The organism is Hydrogenophaga sp., assembly GCF_019635465.1.
Lineage (GTDB): Bacteria > Pseudomonadota > Gammaproteobacteria > Burkholderiales > Burkholderiaceae_C > Hydrogenophaga.
In genome coordinates this window covers 151,878-167,692 of the sequence record NZ_JAHBZK010000005.1, presented here as the reverse complement: position 1 = coordinate 167,692, position 15,815 = coordinate 151,878, and the positions used below count along the sequence as shown (strand labels likewise).

The window sequence follows — 15,815 nt, the reverse complement described above, 5'->3', positions numbered from 1 at the left end:
GTTCAGGCCATGAAGCCCACGTCGACCGGATATTCGGCGCCGCCGAAGTTGCTGTAGTAAGGCAGCACCTGCGGCATCTCGGCGGCCTCCACGCCGAACCACTTGGCCAGCGTGGCCGCGTACTGCGTAACCGAGGTGCTCGGCAGCAGCCGCCCCTGGCCCACGTGCCATTGGTCGAAGGCGTCGGTGGTGCTGTTGGTCACGCTCACCGGTGGCGCCTTGCCATACAGCGCGGCCCCTTTGACAGCGCCACCCACCAGCAGGTGGTGCGACCCCCAGCCGTGGTCGGAGCCGTCGCCGTTGGAGGTCAGTGTGCGGCCGAAGTCGGACGCGGTGAACGCGGTGACCTTGTCGGAAACACCGAGCTGCACGGTGGCGTCGTAGAAGGCGGTGAGCGCGCTGCTGAGCTGGCCCATCAGGTTGGCCTGGTTGGTGATGAGGTTGTCGTGCAGGTCGAAGCCACCCATGGACACAAAGAACACCTGGCGTTTGGTGCCCAGCGTGTCGCGCGCGGCAATCAGGCGCGCCACCAGCTTGAGCTGGTTGGCCAGACCGTTGCTGGGGAAGGCGCTAAAGGGCGCGTCGGTGGCTGGGTAGGCCGCCAGCGCGTTGGTGATGGCGCCCTCGGTGCTGAAGGCGCGTGCGGTGACGAGGTTGTATTCGTTCTCGAGCGGGTGGGTGCGAGTCTGCAGCGCCAGCTGAAGCATGGCCGAGCGCACCGCCGATGAGTTGTAGACGTTGCCATTGAGGCAGTTGATGCGCACCGCGCCGTTGGAGCTGACCTGGTAACTCAGCGCCTGATCGCCCGAGAGGAACACGGTGTTGCCGGCCACCGAGACACAGGTCAGCACGTTGTTGGGGTTGTTGGACGAGCGCGCGAGGTCGCCGATCTGGCCACCCCAGCCGGTGGTGGAACCCTCGGCGGCCGAGCTCATCCACACCGACTGCTGGTCGTTGTGCGAGAACAGCTTGGGCGGGCGTGGGTAAGCGGCGCTGTTGGCGTTGTACTGCTGGCGCGTCATGGGCACCACCAGCGGGCCGACGTTGAGCTGCACCGCCGCGGCACCACCGTTGAACAACCCCGCCAACCCGGTCATGGACGGGTGAAAGGCGTATTGCACACCACCGGGCAGCGGCGTGGTGGGGTTGAGGGCGGTGGCGGTCAGGTCGCCGCGCGCGATGGCAATGCCGCCGCGGATGGTGCTGTACTGGCCGTGGCTGGTGGTGTCGTAGTTGATGACGGTGTTGGCGTAGTCGTTGCCGCCGAACAGGAAGACGCAGACCAGCGCCTTGTAGTCGGTGGCGTTGAAGGCGGCGGCCTCGCCCATGGCGGCCAGGTTCATCACGGTGGGCATGGCCGCACCGGTGAAAGCGAGCTGGCCGGCGCGGCGCAGGAAGGCGCGGCGGTTGTACTTGTCGGGGTTGATGAAATGCATGGTGGCCTCCCGTTTCACTTCTGGATCAGGTACTCGGGGCACCCCATCACCATGAATACCGCGGCCCAGACGCGGCGGTTCTTGACGGTGGCGCTGCTGGCTGCCGTGACCGGTGTGGCCTCCAGGGCGTTGACCATGATGGTGCGCGAGGCCGGTGAGATGCGCCCGGCCGTGAGCACCAGGTTGAGGTGATCGATCAGCGCGGCGGCATCGGTCACCAGCGCCAGCTCGCGGTAGTAGTTGGCCTGCACGTCGTAGGCGTAGTTGTTGTAGGCCGCCTGCGGCACGCCGGGGTTGGGGCAGTTGATGCCGCGCTCGATCACGCTCTGCATGAAATTGAGGTAGCCGCCCACGCTGGTCTCGTTGACGAGCTGGAACTCGGGCGAGGTGGCGTCGCTGGTGGCCATGGCCGTACCCGGTGGCACGTAGCCGGGGCGGAAGAAATTGAACACCGAGGGCGAACGCAGCGGGCTCTGGCCAAGCTGCGTCCCACCGTTGCTCAGATCGAAGATCTTCCAGCTGCCGGCGGCCGAGCTGACGGCGAAGCTGCGCGCCCACTGAATGAAGCGCAGCATGGGCTCGCGCAGCTTGCCGAAGCTGTCGCTGGCCAGCGAGGCGGGGCCGCGCGCTTCCTCATCGAGCAGGATGGACAGCCAGAGCGCCTTCATGTCGCCGCGCTCGCCCTTGCCGTTGTCGTTGAACTTGGTCGCCACACGTTGCACGTAGGCCGGGCTGGGGTTGCTGGTCACCAGGCGCTGGATCATCTGGCGCGCCACGAACGGGCCGACGTTGGGGTGGTTGAACAGCGTGTCCAGGGCGATCTTGAGCGCATCGCGCCCGGGCGTGCCAGCGGGCACGGTCACGCCCAGAAAGCGTGCCTCCAGCGTGGAGTGACGGCTCTCGCGCAGGCTCATGGGCTTGCCGCTGAACGCCGACGACTCGATGGTGTAGCTCTGGCCCGGTGGGGTCAGCCGAACGCCGTCGGAGGTGTCGAAGTCCCAACCCGTGAAGACCCGCGCCAGGCTGGTGACGTCGTCCTGGCCGTAAGTCTCGATGGGGTTGCCGCCGCTCATCTTGGGCGTGCCGTCCAGATTGAGCTCGAGCAGGCCGATGGTGAAGAGCTGCATCACCTCGCGCGCGTAGTTCTCATCTGGGACGCGACCGGTGGAGGTGTTCTCCTTCTGGTTGCCCTTGGTGTTGAGGAAGTAGCCCATGGCGGGGTGCAGGGTCACGTCCTCGAGAAGGGTGCGAAAGTTGCCGAAGGCGTTGCGCACCAGCATGTCCCACCACGAACCGTAGGCGTGGCTGCGCCAGGTGAACTCGGCCGATGACATCGAGCTCACGCACAGCTCCGAGAGCGCCAGTGCACAGCGCTTGCGCATCATGTCGGGGCCACTCAGGAGCTGGCCCCAGATCATGAAATCGGCCGGGTAGGTATTGAAGTAATAGTTGTTGCTGTCGTTGACGCCGTAGCCACGCGCGTTGAGCCAGCCCACGCCGCTGGACTTGAGCGGTTGCTGGAACTGGCGCGCCAGCCACATCGCGTAGCCCTCGCTGCGCACGGCGGCGATTTCTTCGCGGGTCGACGAGAACTGGGCCTGTTGCAGAAAGCGCGCGGCTTCCTGATCGTTGCCGGCGTCCAGGTAGGTGTAGCCGGCGGTGGAGAAGTCCACCACAGGCACGAAGGGCGGTTCTTCTTCACCGCTGCCACCGCCGCCGCCACCGCCGCAGGCGACAAGCGCCGCTGCAGCACCTACGGCCGCGGCGGTCTTCCATGCCGTGTCTCCCGGGTCGTTGTCCTGCACGACGTGGGGCGCATCACCGATCACCTTCCCGTCGGCTGCCAGGTCGATTTCCTTTGCTGCCATGACCGTCCTCCTGTTGGATGGAGGGCGAGTCTAGGCAGCCGTCATCGCAGCGTGATGGTGGGTTGCGTGTCGTTACAGGGGGCTGTCGCGGCCCCGCCGCAGCCGCCGAACGGCATACCACTGGGGGGTGCGTCGGCGCCGCCGGTCGTTCAGCGGCTTCGCGCTGCGTGCAATTCCGCACGCGTGCGCAAGGCCGCCTGGCGGGCCGCTGCGGCAAAGTCGGCTCCGGCGGACGCATACAGGATGGCGCGTGAGGAGTTGACGACGACGGTGCCGGTGACCGCGTCGCCGTCGGTGCGCAAGCCGGCGCGCACGGTGGCGGTGGCGTCACCGCCTTGTGCGCCGACGCCCGGGATGAGCAACGGCAGCGTGGGGGCGAGGGCCCGCACGCGCTCGATCTCGTTGGGGTAGGTGGCGCCCACCACCAGGCCCAGCTGGCCGTTGAGGTTCCATGGCCCCTGTGCCAGACGGGCCACGTGTTCGTAGAGCAGGGGTTGACCCTCGACCGACGCCAGGCGCTGCGCCTGCAGATCGTCCCCACCCGGATTGGAGGTGCGGCACAACAGGAACGCGCCCTTGCCGTGGTGCCTGAGGTAAGGCTCGACGGAATCGAAACCCATGAACGGCGAGAGCGTGACGGCGTCGGCGTTGTAGCGCTCGAAGGATTCGATGGCGTATTGCTCGGCGGTGCTGCCGATGTCACCGCGTTTGGCGTCCAGGATGACTGGCACCCCGGGGGCGTTGCGGTGAATGTGCGCGATCAGCCGCTCGAGCTGGTCTTCGGCGCGGTGGGCCGCAAAGTAGGCGATCTGGGGTTTGAAGGCGCAGGCGAGGTCGGCGGTGGCGTCGACGATGGCGGCGCAGAAGTCGTAGATGCGAGCGGCGTTGCCGCGCAGGTCGGCCGGGAATCGGGCGGGGTCGGGATCGAGGCCCACGCACAGCAGGCTGGCGTTGGCCTGGGTGGCGGCCTGCAACTGGTCGGTGAAAAGCATGGACGGAATTCTAGGTGGATGGGGCCTGGCGGCCCGGCGAGCGCCCTGGTGAGCGCGTACGATGCGCGCCCATGCATGCCATCTCCCGCCAGCACCTGGTGCTGCTCACCGTGCTCACCCTGGTCTGGGGCATCAACTGGCCCATCATGAAGATGGGCATCATGGCCTACCAGCCGCTGACTTTCCGGGTGCTCAGCATGTGGATCGGCCTGCCCGTGCTGGCGCTGCTGCTGGTGTGGCGGCGGGTGCCGTTTCGCGTGGCGCGCGAGCACTGGGGCGCACTGGCAGTGCTGACAGTTTTCAACATGCTGTTCTGGCACACGCTGGCGGTGCTGGCGATCCAGTCGCTGTCCAGCGGGCGCGCGGCCATCCTGGGCTACACCATGCCAGTGTTCTCGGCGATCCTGGGCGCGTTCTGGTTCGGCCAGCGCCTGCCGTCGCGGGCCTGGGGTGGCGTGGCCGCGGCGGCCCTGGGCGTTGTGCTGCTGCTGTGGCACGAGTTCGTGCGCCTGTCGGGCGCGCCCCAGGGCGTGGCCATGATGCTGGTGGCCGCGGCGGGCTGGGCGGTGGGCACGCAGATGATGCGCCGCACCACCTTGCCGTACCAGACGCTGGCGCTGTCGTTCTGGATGACCGTGCTCACCGCGACCTGGATGACGCTGCTGGCCTGGGTCTTCGAGAGTGATGGCTGGTCGATGCCGTCGCCCATGGTGTGGTCCTCCATCCTCTACAACGCGATTGGCGTGTTCGCGTTCGCGCAGGTGGCCTGGCTGGTGTTGGCGCGCGACCTGCCGCCGATTGCCTCAACGCTGAGCGTGATGATGATCCCGGTGCTGGGTGTGTTCTCGGGAGCCTGGTGGCTGGGCGAGGTGCTGCACTGGCAGGATCTGGCCGCCGTGCTGCTGATCATGGTGGCCATCGCGTCCGTGCTTTGGCCTGCCCGCGCCACACAGTCCGCCTCCGCTCAGGACGGCTCGGCGAGCGACGCCTGACGCCGGGCCAGGCGCTTTACTGCGACATCGCCAGGCAAAGATCGGCCCAGGCCTTGCCCTTGTCGGTGGGGGTGCGCAGCAGGTAGGCGGGGTGGTAGGTGACGATCACGGGCACGCCCTCGTAGTGGTGCACGCGCCCCCGCAACCGCCCGATGGGCTCGTTGGTCTTGAGCAGCGCCTGCACCGCAAAACGCCCCATCGCGATGATGAGTTTCGGCTGCACCAGCGCCACCTGCCGGGCGAGGAAGGGCTCGCACTGCAGCACCTCCTCGGGTGTCGGGTTGCGGTTGGCCGGTGGGCGGCACTTCAGCACATTGGCGATGAAGACGCCGCTGGCATCGTTGGCGGTGCGCGAGCGGTGGCAGGCGCGCAGCATGGCGTCGAGCAACTGGCCAGCCGCGCCCACGAAGGGCTCGCCTTGCCGGTCCTCCTGCTCGCCGGGCGCCTCGCCCACGATCATCCAGTCGGCCTGGGTATGGCCCACGCCGAACACCGTGTTCCGGCGCGATTCACACAAACCGCAGGCGCGGCATTGCGCCACGGCCTCGCGCAGGGCGGGCCAGTCCAGCTGGGCCACGTCGCCGCGTGCGGGGGCGTTGCGCGCCGGAGCAGGCTGCGCCGTGGGCGGTGCCATGGGCGCGGCCAGGGGCGTGGCCATGGGGCGCACCGGCGCGTGTGCCGGCCGTGCAGGCGGCGCGTTGTCGACAGCCTGTGTCGGCGCTGGGGCAGGCTCAGCGGCGACCGGCTTCGGCAGCCACACCTTGATCCCCATCTCGGCCAGCATGGCGCGCTGGCGTGCGTCGAGCGCGCGAACCCAGGCGTCGTCGGCGCTCATGCTGGCACCCGGGCCGAGGCCGGCAAACGCAGACACATCACGACGGCGTCTTCGCGCTGGTGAGTGGTCAGCGGGTAATAGCCGCGCCGCAGGCCCATGGCCTCGAACCCATAGCTCTCGTACAGACGGCGGGCCGGCGCATTGCTCTCGCGCACCTCCAGCCACAGGGCCTGGGCGCCCTGGCCACGCGACCACAGCGCCAGCGCGTCCAGCATGAAACGCGCCCAGCCCTGGCGCTGGTGCACGGGCGCGACGGTGATGTTGAGCAGGTGCACTTCCTCGACGCCGGCCATGGCAATGAAGTAGCCCATGAGCCAGCGACCATCGGCTCGTGCGGGCGCGGGTTGCTCGCCCGGCAGGGGCTGGCCCAGCAGCATCACCGAGGGGTGGCCCGATTGCAGCGAATCGCGAAAGTGCTTGCGCGTCCAGGGGTGGCCATAGGCACTGGTCTCGACCGCGTGGACGGTGTCGAGGTCGTCTTCGCTCATGGGCTGAAAGCGCACGCGCCGCTCCACCGTGTCGAGCGAGCGCCAGCGCGAGTCGGGCGGGGCGGGCCACAGGCCGTGGGCCCAGTCGGGCAGGGCGGTGGTCAAGGTGTGGGCTCCGGCTGCTGCTGCGGCTTCGCTGGGCGGCCTTCGCGTTCGGCGGTGGTGCGCGCAACCTTGTCGCGCACATAGAGCGGCAGGGCCTCGCGCGCGGCCACCGCCATGCCGTTGGCAAGCATGGCCGGCGCCAGGCGCAGCAGGGCTTGTGCCGTGGGCAGCGCGTTGCGGCGCTGCCCGGGAGCGGCGGCGAGCGCGTCGGCATAAGGGGCGAAGGCATTGCCCGCCAGCAAGGTGTGCTCCCCCAGGCCTTGGGAGAGCAGCCAGGGCGCGAGGTCGGCCGGGGCAATGAGTCGGGGTGAAACGGTTTCGCTGAGCACGCCTTGCGGGCCACAGGCGTAGACGGCGAGGTAGAGCTCGTCCATGCGGGCGTCCAGCAGGGCCACGATGTGTCGCGGCAGGACGCTGCCCTCGGCGGCGTGGTCGGCACGGGCCTGCTCGGCCAGCGCCAGCAGCGTGTCGACCGGCAGCACGGGCAGACCTTCGGGATGGCGCGCGCTGCGTGTGCCGTAGGCCAGGCCCTGTGCCACCGCGCAGGCGGTGCGCAGCCCGGTAAACGACCCCGGCCCGCGACCGAACACGATGGCGTCCAGGTCGCTCAGGCCCCAGCCGGCGGCGTCCAGCAGGGCCTGCGCCTGGGGCAGCAGGCTGTGTGAGGCCTGGGCGCCGCCCGGGCCGGTGTGGTGTTGAACGGCGCGTGTGCCTTCGGCCAGCGCCAGCGACAGCGTGTCGGTGCTGGAGTCAATGGCAAGCAGGCGCGGTTCGGGGGTCATCGGGGGATTATCCCCGGCCCATAATCGGCCCGTGCGCCGTCGAACCCTCTTGCCCTCCCTGCTGGCCTTGCTCACTGCCCTGAGCCTGCCGGCCTGTGCCCAGGGGCCGTCGCGCGACCCCTTGCCGGCAGCCGTGACCGCCGCGCTGCGTCGGGCCCAGGTGCCGGCGAGCGACTTTGCTGCGGTGGTGGCGCCGCTGGATGGGGCCGAAGCGCGGTTGCGACACCAGTCGGGCATGCAGGTCAACCCGGCGTCGGTGATGAAGCTGGTCACCACCTACGCCGCCATCGATCTGCTCGGCCCCGACTACACTTGGCGCACCCGCTTCTACACCGACGGCGTGATCGACGGCGGCGCCCTGCGCGGCAACCTCTACATCCGCGGCGGCGGCGACCCCAAGTTCGTGCTGGAGCGCATCCAGGACGTCTTCTACACGCTGCACGACATGGGCGCCCAGGCCATCCTGGGCGATCTGGTGCTCGACAACAGCGCTTTCGACGTGCCGGTGGTCGACCCGGGGGCGTTCGACGGCGAGGCCCTGCGGCCCTACAACGCCGGGCCGGACGCGCTGCTGGTGAACTTCAAGTCGGTGATCCTGAAGTTCGTGCCCGACCCCGCCAATGGTGTGGCCCAGGTGCTGAGCGAGCCGCCAATGGCCGGGCTGCAGATCGACGCCACCGTGCCGCTGACCACCGGCTCTTGCGGCGACTGGCGCAGCACCCTGCGCGCGCGCTTCGACGACCCGGCGCGTATCAGCTTTGAAGGCCGATACCCGACGCGCTGCGGTGAAGGGCAATGGCCCGTGGCCTACCAGGACCCGTCCAGCTACGCCGCACGCGCCCTTGAGGGCCTTTGGCGCACCACCGGTGGCCTGCTCACTGGGCGGGTGCGGGCGGGCATGGTGCCGCCCGGTGCCACCCTGCTGTTTGACGCGCCCTCGCTGCCGCTGGGCGAGGTCATCACCGACGTCAACCAGTGGAGCAACAACGTGATGGCCCAGCAGGTGTTTCTGACCCTGGGCGAGCTCACGCCGCAGGCCACCGCGCTGCCGGGCACGGCACCCTTGCCGCTGCCACCCACCAACTTCGATCGCGCCCGCCGGGTGGTGCTGGCCTGGTGGCAGCGCACCTTTGGCCCGCGGGTGCCGGCGCCGGTGCTCGACAACGGCTCCGGTCTGTCGCGCGACGAGCGCATCACGCCCGAGGCGCTGGCCCTGCTGCTGCGCCATGCGGCGCACCACGCGCGGGCCGATGCCTTCGTGAATTCGCTGGGCATCGCCGGTGTCAACGGCACCGCCCGGCGCTACGCCGACCCGCGCAGCGCGGCCTATGGCAACGCCTGGATCAAGACCGGCTCGCTGCGCGATGTGACCGGCGTGGCGGGCTATGTCAACGCGGCCAATGGCACGCGCTATGTGGTGGTGGCTTTCGTCAACCACCCCAACGCCAGTGCCGCGCGGCCGGCGCTGGAGGCCTTGCTGGAGTGGACCGCGCGGCTGGAGGATTGAGACTGCTCTCGCGGCGTGCGGGCGTCAGGCCGCGGCACGGTTGAGGCGGTCGCGCACCCCGTCCCACTCGGCGCTGTCGGGCGGTGTTTCCACCCAGATCAGGCGCACGCCGGTGGCGTCGAGCTCGCGCAGTACGGCGAACAGCTCCTGCGCGGTGGCGGCGGCGTTCTCGGGCATGCGCCGACGCGGCGCGCCGCGCGCCGCCTCGATCGGCGAACGCGCGTACAGCGCAATGTGTTTCGCGTCGTCGCCCAGCACCTGAAACGCGGCGCGCAGTTGCTTGGCGTCCATGAGGCGCACCTTGGCGCGTGGCGCGTAGTGCGATTCGAGCGTGCCGGAGGCGCGGGGCGCCGCCTCGTCGCGCTCGCGCAGGGGCTGGCCGGCAGCGGCTTCGATCTGCGCCGGCGTCAGCATGCCCGGGCGCAGCAGCACGGGTGCACCGCGGGTGCAGTCGACGATGGTCGATTCGATGCCCACGGTGCAGGCACCACCATCGAGCACCAGCAGGGCGTCGTCGCCGAGGTCGGTGAACTCCTCGACCACGTGCTGCGCGGTGGTGGGGCTCACGCGGCCGAAGCGGTTGGCGCTGGGCGCGGCCAGCCCTCGCACGCCTTGTTTGGCGGCGGCCCGCAGCACGGCCTGGGCCACGGGGTGGGCCGGGCAGCGCAGACCGATGGAGTCCTGCCCACCCGCGGCCACCGCGGCAACACCCTCGCGGCGCGGCAGGATGAGTGTGAGAGGTCCCGGCCAGAAGGCGGTGATGAGCCGCTGCGCGAACCCGGGCACTTCGCGCGCGTAGGCATCGATGGCCGCGCGCGGGTCGTCGGGGGCCACGTGCACGATCAACGGGTGGTCGGCGGGGCGGCCCTTGGCGTCGAAGATGCGCCGCACCGCGGTCGCGTCGTCGGCGTTGGCCGCCAGGCCGTAGACGGTTTCGGTGGGCAGCCCCACCAGGGCGCCAGCGGCCAGGCGTTGCGCCGCCTGGGCAACGGCGGCGGGGTCGGCAGCATCCAGCAGCAGGGGCATGTCAATGGCACTCGGCGGGGCCGGCCTCAGGCGTCGAGCGCTGGCAGGCCCAGCAGGGCCAATGCGCGGGCCGCACTGTCGCGCACGGCGGCGATGTTGGCGCCGGTGATGTTGAGGTGGCCCATCTTGCGTCCGTGCCGCGCGCTGCGCTTGCCGTACAGGTGCAGGTGGGCGCCGGGCAAGGCCAGCACCTCGGCCCAGGGGGGCGTCACGGGCTGCTCGCTGGATTGGGCGCGAACGCCGTTGGCATCGAACCAGAGGTCGCCCAGCAGGTTGATCATCAAGGCCGGGCTGTGTTGCACCGGCTTGCGCAAGGGCAGGCCGGACAGGGCGCGCACCTGGGCCTCGAATTGCGAGATGTCGCAGGCGTTCTGGGTGTAGTGCCCGCTGTTGTGCGGGCGCGGCGCCATTTCGTTGACCACCAGGTCCAGGCCACCCTGGCCGTCGTCCACGATGAAGTACTCGACACACAGCACGCCCACGTAGCCCATTTGCGCCGCAATGGCCTGCGTGGCCGCTTGCGCGCGGCGCGCCAGCGTGGGGTCAATGGCGTTGTCATGCACCTCGGTGATGGCAAGGATGCCGTCGTGGTGGGTGTTCTTCTGCACCGGGTAGCTCACGCACTGGCCATCGGCGCCACGCGCCACCAGCACCGAGCACTCCGCCCGCAGCGGCATCAGCTTTTCGAGCACACAGGGCACCTGGCCCAACTGGCCCCAGGCATCGGCGAGTTCGGTGCGGGTCTTCACGCGCACCTGGCCCTTGCCGTCGTAGCCCATGCGGGCCGTCTTGAGGATGCCGGGCAGCAGCTCGTCGGGCACGGCGGCCAGCTGCGCCGCATTCTCGATGCCGGCATGCGGCGCGGGCATCACGCCGCCGGTGCTGGCGCTGCGAACGAAATGGGCTTTTTCCGTCAGGCGGTCCTGGGCAATGGCCACGCAGTCGGCGGCAGGCGCCACGGGTCGCTGGGCGGCCAGTGTGGCCAGGGCCTGCGCCGGCACGTTCTCGAACTCGGTGGTGATGGCGTCGCTCAGGCGCGCCAGCTCGGCCAGGCCGGCGGGGTCGTCGTAGGCGCTGCGGATGTGGTGGTGGCTGATCAGGCCGGCCGGGCTGTCGGCGTCCGGGTCGAGCACGGCGGTGGCAAAGCCCATGGCCTGCGCCGCCTGCACGAACATGCGGCCCAGCTGGCCACCGCCCATCACGCCCAGGGTCACGGGGCGGCCATCGCCCACATCGGCGCCGGGCAGCAACACGCGAGAGTTGGTCATGGTGCGGGCGGCGGCAGACTCATGGCGCGCGCGGCGGCCGTCTGTTCGGCTCGAAAGGCCGCCAGCTTCTCGCGCAGCGCCGGGTCGTAGTTGCCCAGCAGGGCCACGGCGAACAGTGCCGCATTGGCCGCGCCCGCGTTGCCGATGGCAAAGGTGGCCACCGGCACGCCCTTGGGCATTTGCACGATGCTGTGCAGCGAGTCGACGCCGCTGAGGTGTTTGCTGGCCACCGGTACGCCCAGCACCGGCACCACCGTCTTGGCCGCCAGCATGCCGGGCAGGTGGGCGGCGCCACCGGCGCCCGCAATGATCGCCTTGAGCCCGCGTTCGGCGGCGGCCTCGGCATAGGCAAACATGTCGTCGGGCATGCGGTGCGCCGAGACCACACGGGCCTCGTGCGCCACACCGAACTGCTGAAGAATCTGCACGGCGTGCTGCATGGTGTCCCAGTCGCTGCTGGAACCCATGACCACGCCCACCTGGATGGGGTTCATGGGGAACGGCTTTCGGCCCGCGGGGCCTCCGGTAAAGTCGCGATTTTACGGTTCCGACCCCAGCCCACCTGCGCAGACCATGATCGACGTCACCATCGCCAACTTTGAAGCCGAGGTCATCGCCGCCTCGATGCACACCCCCGTGCTGGTGGATTTCTGGGCCCCGTGGTGCGGCCCGTGCAAGGTCATCGGGCCGATTCTGGAGAAGCTGGAGGTCGCCTACGGCGGTCGCTTCAAGCTGGTGAAGATCGACTCCGATCAGGAGCAGCAGCTCGCGTCGGCCTTCGGCATCCGCAGCATTCCGACCTGCGTGCTGCTCAAGAACGGTCAACCGGTGGACGGTTTCATGGGCGCCTTGCCCGAAGGCCAGATCAAGGCCTTTCTCGACAAGCACGTGCCCAGCGAAGGCGAGGTCGAAGCGCTCGAAGAGGAAGAAGCCGCGCAGGAAGCCCTGGCCGATGGTGACCTGGACGCCGCACTCGAACGCTTGCAGCAAGCCGTCAAGGCCGACCCCGACAACGAGGACGCGCGCTTCGATCTGGTGAAGCTGCTGCTGGAGATGGGCCTCGACGACGATGCCAAGGTGGCCTTCGCGCCGGTGATCGCCAAGACCGAGCTGGTGCGTCGTTTTGACTCACTGAACCGCTGGATGCAGGCACGCGACGCGCAGATCGACGTGGCCGATCCACAGGCCCGTGCCGCCGAGTTGCAAGCCCGCATCGCGGCCAACAAGCGCGACTTCGACGCCCGCTTCGCGCTGGCGCAGCTGCTCTTCGCGCACGGCCAGTGGACCGCCGCCATGGACGAGCTGCTGGAGATCCTGATGCGCGACAAGGCCTGGAGCGACGAACTCGCGCGCAAGACCTACGTGGCCGTGCTCGACATCATCGAGCCGCCCAAACCCAAGGTGGCCGAAGGCCAGGTGCCGCCCGAGGACCCCACGGTGGCGACCTATCGGCGCCGGCTCTCCAGCGTGGTGCTGAGCTGAGTCGATCCGGTCCGGGTCAGACGGTCGGCTCGTCGGGCTCCCGGACCCCCAAGACATCGGTCAGGTCGATGACCACGTCGTCATCCGACGCTTGAATGCCTGATCGTCTCGGTGTGACCCCGGGGCTGGACATGGATTCGAGCAGTTCGTCGTCGCTGGGTTCGTTGCGGGGCGAGTGATGTGCAGACGGCAAGTCGATTCGCACTTCGTCGTCCTGGAAATCAGCGTTCTGAGCCTCGTCGGACATGGCGCCAGACTCGTCCAGGCCGGATTCAAGCGACGCGGCGTCGCGATCGAGATGGGCGTCGATGAGTCGATTCGGCATTTGCGCCGGCACCGTGTCATCCAGGCTGTCCCCCAAATCTTCACTGTCGGGGCGCGTGTCCGCCCCTGTCACCTGTGTTGGTGTCATCGACCGCCCACGCGCATGGGCAATCGCCTGGCGCCACACGCCGGCCCATTCGCTGCGCGACATCCAGCCCAGCAAACCACCGCTGCCGATGAAATACAGCGGTGGCAGGGCCGCTGACACCAGGGTCGTCGACAGGCTGGCGCCTCCCGCGCTTTGCAGCCTGGCGGCAAAGACCTGCGCCGCCACAAAGGGCAGCATGCCGGTGGCTTTGCCGAGCACGGTGGACAGGGTTTCCCACCGTTTGCCCGGCGTTTCCGGCTCCGAGGGATTGAGCCGGTGCTGCCGCTGCAGCAGGGTGTTCAAACGGTAGTCGTAGTTGCCCGAAATACTCGACTTGGCCTGCGCTTCGGCCAGTTGTTTCTGCATGGCACGCAGCTCGTGGCCCAATACTTCGAGTTCCCGGTCCCTGGCTTCCTGCGTCTTTGACACGTCCGAAGAAAGCGGGCCTGTCCAACTGCGCAGGTCGTGGATGGCCGATTGCAGATCGTCGACATAGCCCGTGAGCCACACGCATTCGCGCTGCCATAGCGCCATCGGCTTGTTCACATCCTCTCTGGCGCCGTCGCCCACCAGGCTGGCCACGCGTTTGCCCAGATCGCGCCGCAGATCCACTTCGTCGGGACGGCTCGTCTCGATGGTGTGGCGCAGGCGCTTGAGTTCCTCGCGCGCGAACGCGAGTTCAGCCTGGTAGCGCCTGCGATCGGTGTCGGATTGCGCCAGCGCCAGGCGCTTCTCCAGCGCCGGGATCTTGCCGACCTTCCACTCGCGAAAGCATTGGCTGACCGTGTGGTTGATCGCCCCGCACAAGGGGCCCAGCACGAAAATTTGCAGGCCCAACCACTCGGTCAGCTTGCCGGCAGTGGTCTGTGTCCACCACTCGGGGTCCGTGCCGCGCAACATGGGCCGCAGCGTGCCCACTATGCCGTCGCCAAAGACGTAGGGCAGGTCCTCCTCCACGAACTTGTCGGTCCACGCGCCAAAGGCGCCGGGCAGGCGACCCTCCATGCGCTGGAGGTACTCTTTCGCGGTGACCAGATGCACCACGCCGGTCTGCTCGTCGAGCCACTTGAAGTCGGGCCTGACGGCACGCCCGTTCTGCTCCCGGTAGGCGTCGGTGATCAGCCTGGCCTTGAGCTTGAACATTTCCAGCTGAAGCTCTGCGCCGGGGCTGGTCACGGTCACGTCGCGCAACATGGCCTGCAAGGGGTCGGACAGCAAGGTGTGCGCCACCGGTGTGACCACCAGACCCACCAGCGCGCCCAGCGCTGCCGCCGGGACACCGGCCACACCGGCAGTGGCAGCGCCCAGTGCCAGGGCCCGGCCGAGGTGCCCACCCAACCCGGTGCCGCTCAGTTGCCCCACGTACCCCGCCATGAGGTTCCACAGGACGCGTGACGCGTGGTCCTCCAGGTGTTCAAGCTGGTAGGCGTGCCAGTCCTTGTCGAAGTCGGCCTTCGCTTGCTTGGTGGCGTTACTCGCGCAGCGCTCGAAGACGCTCACCCGTTCGGGGGCCGACTCGCCCGCCTTTTTAAGGGTGTGGCTGGCGAACTGCGCCGGCTGGTGAGCCGCATAGAACTCGGCCCCCTGCTTGCCCGTCGCCTCTCGATAGCTGGTGAGCAGCGCCTCTGCGGCGCTCTCGTGCCGTTGCAGGTGTTCGCGCAGAGCCGACTCGAAGTCGTCCAGCGCCTCTGACGTCATGTCTGCACGCAGGGTGGCGATGTGTGTCTGGAGATCGGCCTGGGTCTGGAGAAACGCTCGTGCGGTGTGTACAGCAGATTCGGACACCGACTCGCCTGACGCTTCGAGCAGATTGGCTTGTGGCTTTGCGGCGCCCTGGATCAGATGGGTCAGGTTGTCGTGTGCGCCGGGTGGCATGGCCTGGAGCAAACCGTGCAAGTGGGCGAACGTGTCTACCGAACTGTCGGCTTGATCATTTGCGATCGATTCGCCCCCCATGCATTCGATCGGTCGCTGCGTGCTTCGAAGAGATTGGCTTGTCCGGCGGGAGCCGACCGGTGTGCCCTTGTTGCTGCTGGATGTCGAGATCATGCGGCGACCCTGGCCTGTGTCGAACCCTCGGCTGGCGCCTCGCGCAAGGCCAGCGCCTGAGCGACCATGGCCTGCAACGCTTGCGACCATTGCGCGCCGGTGGTGTTGTCTGGCAGCGGCAGCGTGAACACCAGCAGGCCATGCCCGCTCACCGGATCGAGCGCGCAGACGCCGGATGCAGGATGGACACTGAAGAGGTTGAAGTTCAGCAGCTGGCGCAAATGGCCTTCGCCGTCGGCCGTGGGCACCGGGCCAAGGTCGACGAAGCAGCGCACTTGGTCGGGCGCGGTCAGCTCATCGAAGAACACCACCATGGCGACACCGTCGATGTCGACGCGGCCGTCGCGTCCCAGGCGTTCTGGTTCGGGGAGCCCCAGCGCCGTGCTGGCCTGATGGCAGATGTCAAGAAAAGTCGATTCGTTCATGTCGGGATCACCTCGTATGCCAGGTCTTGGCATGGTTGAGGGGGTCTGTGACACAAACGCGAAATTCGAGCCTTGCGCGAAGGCCTAGGCAATCAGGCCTAGAGATGACGCTGCGACCAGATCGGGCCGCGTGTTCGGGCCCATGCCG

14 protein-coding genes are annotated in these 15,815 nt (G+C 68.6%); 3 read left to right on the top strand and 11 right to left on the bottom strand.

Annotated elements, in window-relative coordinates:
- Positions 1-2: 2 nt before the first annotated feature.
- The 3 genes from KF871_RS06200 to pyrF all read right to left on the bottom strand — a co-directional run bounded on the left by KF871_RS06200 (position 3) and on the right by pyrF (position 4,296).
- Positions 3-1,436 carry a DUF1501 domain-containing protein gene (locus tag KF871_RS06200; protein WP_291139744.1) on the bottom strand — a complete coding sequence of 478 codons (1,434 nt, stop codon included), beginning with the start codon at positions 1,434-1,436 and terminating at the stop codon, positions 3-5.
- A 14-nt stretch (positions 1,437-1,450) separates the two neighbouring features.
- On the bottom strand, positions 1,451-3,304 hold the full coding sequence (locus tag KF871_RS06195; RefSeq protein ID WP_291139741.1) for a DUF1800 domain-containing protein: 1,854 nt from the start codon (positions 3,302-3,304) through the stop codon (positions 1,451-1,453).
- Between the two features lie 149 nt (positions 3,305-3,453).
- Positions 3,454-4,296, bottom strand: a complete 843-nt coding sequence (pyrF, locus tag KF871_RS06190) for an orotidine-5'-phosphate decarboxylase (protein ID WP_291139738.1) — start codon at positions 4,294-4,296, stop codon at positions 3,454-3,456.
- Between the two features lie 71 nt (positions 4,297-4,367).
- On the opposite strand from pyrF, the gene KF871_RS06185 reads away from it, so the two are divergent.
- Positions 4,368-5,288 carry an EamA family transporter gene (locus tag KF871_RS06185; RefSeq protein ID WP_291139735.1) on the top strand — a complete coding sequence of 307 codons (921 nt, stop codon included), beginning with the start codon at positions 4,368-4,370 and terminating at the stop codon, positions 5,286-5,288.
- A gap of 16 nt (positions 5,289-5,304) precedes the next feature.
- Here the strand turns inward: KF871_RS06185 and KF871_RS06180 are convergent, their stop codons facing one another.
- The 3 genes from KF871_RS06180 to tsaB are packed head-to-tail and all read right to left on the bottom strand — an operon-like array spanning position 5,305 to position 7,498.
- Positions 5,305-6,123, bottom strand: a complete 819-nt coding sequence (locus KF871_RS06180) for a uracil-DNA glycosylase (protein ID WP_291139732.1) — start codon at positions 6,121-6,123, stop codon at positions 5,305-5,307.
- Positions 6,120-6,716, bottom strand: a complete 597-nt coding sequence (gene rimI / locus KF871_RS06175) for a ribosomal protein S18-alanine N-acetyltransferase (RefSeq protein ID WP_291139729.1) — start codon at positions 6,714-6,716, stop codon at positions 6,120-6,122. The genes KF871_RS06180 and rimI overlap by 4 nt, the downstream gene beginning before the upstream one ends.
- Positions 6,713-7,498 (bottom strand): tRNA (adenosine(37)-N6)-threonylcarbamoyltransferase complex dimerization subunit type 1 TsaB, encoded by a 786-nt coding sequence (gene tsaB, locus KF871_RS06170; RefSeq protein WP_291139726.1) that lies wholly within the window; start codon positions 7,496-7,498, stop codon positions 6,713-6,715. Before tsaB ends, rimI begins: the two co-directional genes overlap by 4 nt.
- A gap of 31 nt (positions 7,499-7,529) precedes the next feature.
- On the opposite strand from tsaB, the gene dacB reads away from it, so the two are divergent.
- Complete coding sequence (gene dacB, locus KF871_RS06165) at positions 7,530-9,005, top strand: D-alanyl-D-alanine carboxypeptidase/D-alanyl-D-alanine-endopeptidase (RefSeq protein WP_291139723.1); 1,476 nt, start codon at positions 7,530-7,532, stop codon at positions 9,003-9,005.
- A gap of 24 nt (positions 9,006-9,029) precedes the next feature.
- On the opposite strand, the gene KF871_RS06160 is transcribed toward dacB, so the two are convergent.
- From KF871_RS06160 to purE, 3 genes are read right to left on the bottom strand one after another with little or no spacing between them, the layout of a single operon-like run.
- The gene (locus KF871_RS06160) at positions 9,030-10,025 is read right to left on the bottom strand and encodes an L-threonylcarbamoyladenylate synthase (protein ID WP_291139886.1); all 996 of its coding nucleotides are present in this window, start codon (positions 10,023-10,025) and stop codon (positions 9,030-9,032) included.
- 32 nt (positions 10,026-10,057) lie between these two features.
- On the bottom strand, positions 10,058-11,299 hold the full coding sequence (locus tag KF871_RS06155; protein ID WP_291139720.1) for a 5-(carboxyamino)imidazole ribonucleotide synthase: 1,242 nt from the start codon (positions 11,297-11,299) through the stop codon (positions 10,058-10,060).
- Complete coding sequence (gene purE, locus KF871_RS06150; protein WP_291139717.1) at positions 11,296-11,793, bottom strand: 5-(carboxyamino)imidazole ribonucleotide mutase; 498 nt, start codon at positions 11,791-11,793, stop codon at positions 11,296-11,298. Before purE ends, KF871_RS06155 begins: the two co-directional genes overlap by 4 nt.
- Positions 11,794-11,872: 79 nt before the next feature.
- On the opposite strand from purE, the gene trxA reads away from it, so the two are divergent.
- Positions 11,873-12,781 (top strand): thioredoxin, encoded by a 909-nt coding sequence (gene trxA, locus KF871_RS06145; RefSeq protein ID WP_291139714.1) that lies wholly within the window; start codon positions 11,873-11,875, stop codon positions 12,779-12,781.
- A gap of 16 nt (positions 12,782-12,797) precedes the next feature.
- Here trxA and KF871_RS06140 read toward each other — a convergent pair whose 3' ends face one another.
- Both KF871_RS06140 and KF871_RS06135 read right to left on the bottom strand, forming a co-directional pair.
- Positions 12,798-15,089, bottom strand: a complete 2,292-nt coding sequence (locus KF871_RS06140) for a hypothetical protein (RefSeq protein WP_291139711.1) — start codon at positions 15,087-15,089, stop codon at positions 12,798-12,800.
- Between the two features lie 149 nt (positions 15,090-15,238).
- The gene (locus tag KF871_RS06135) at positions 15,239-15,667 is read right to left on the bottom strand and encodes a CesT family type III secretion system chaperone (protein ID WP_291139704.1); all 429 of its coding nucleotides are present in this window, start codon (positions 15,665-15,667) and stop codon (positions 15,239-15,241) included.
- Positions 15,668-15,815: the final 148 nt, after the last annotated feature.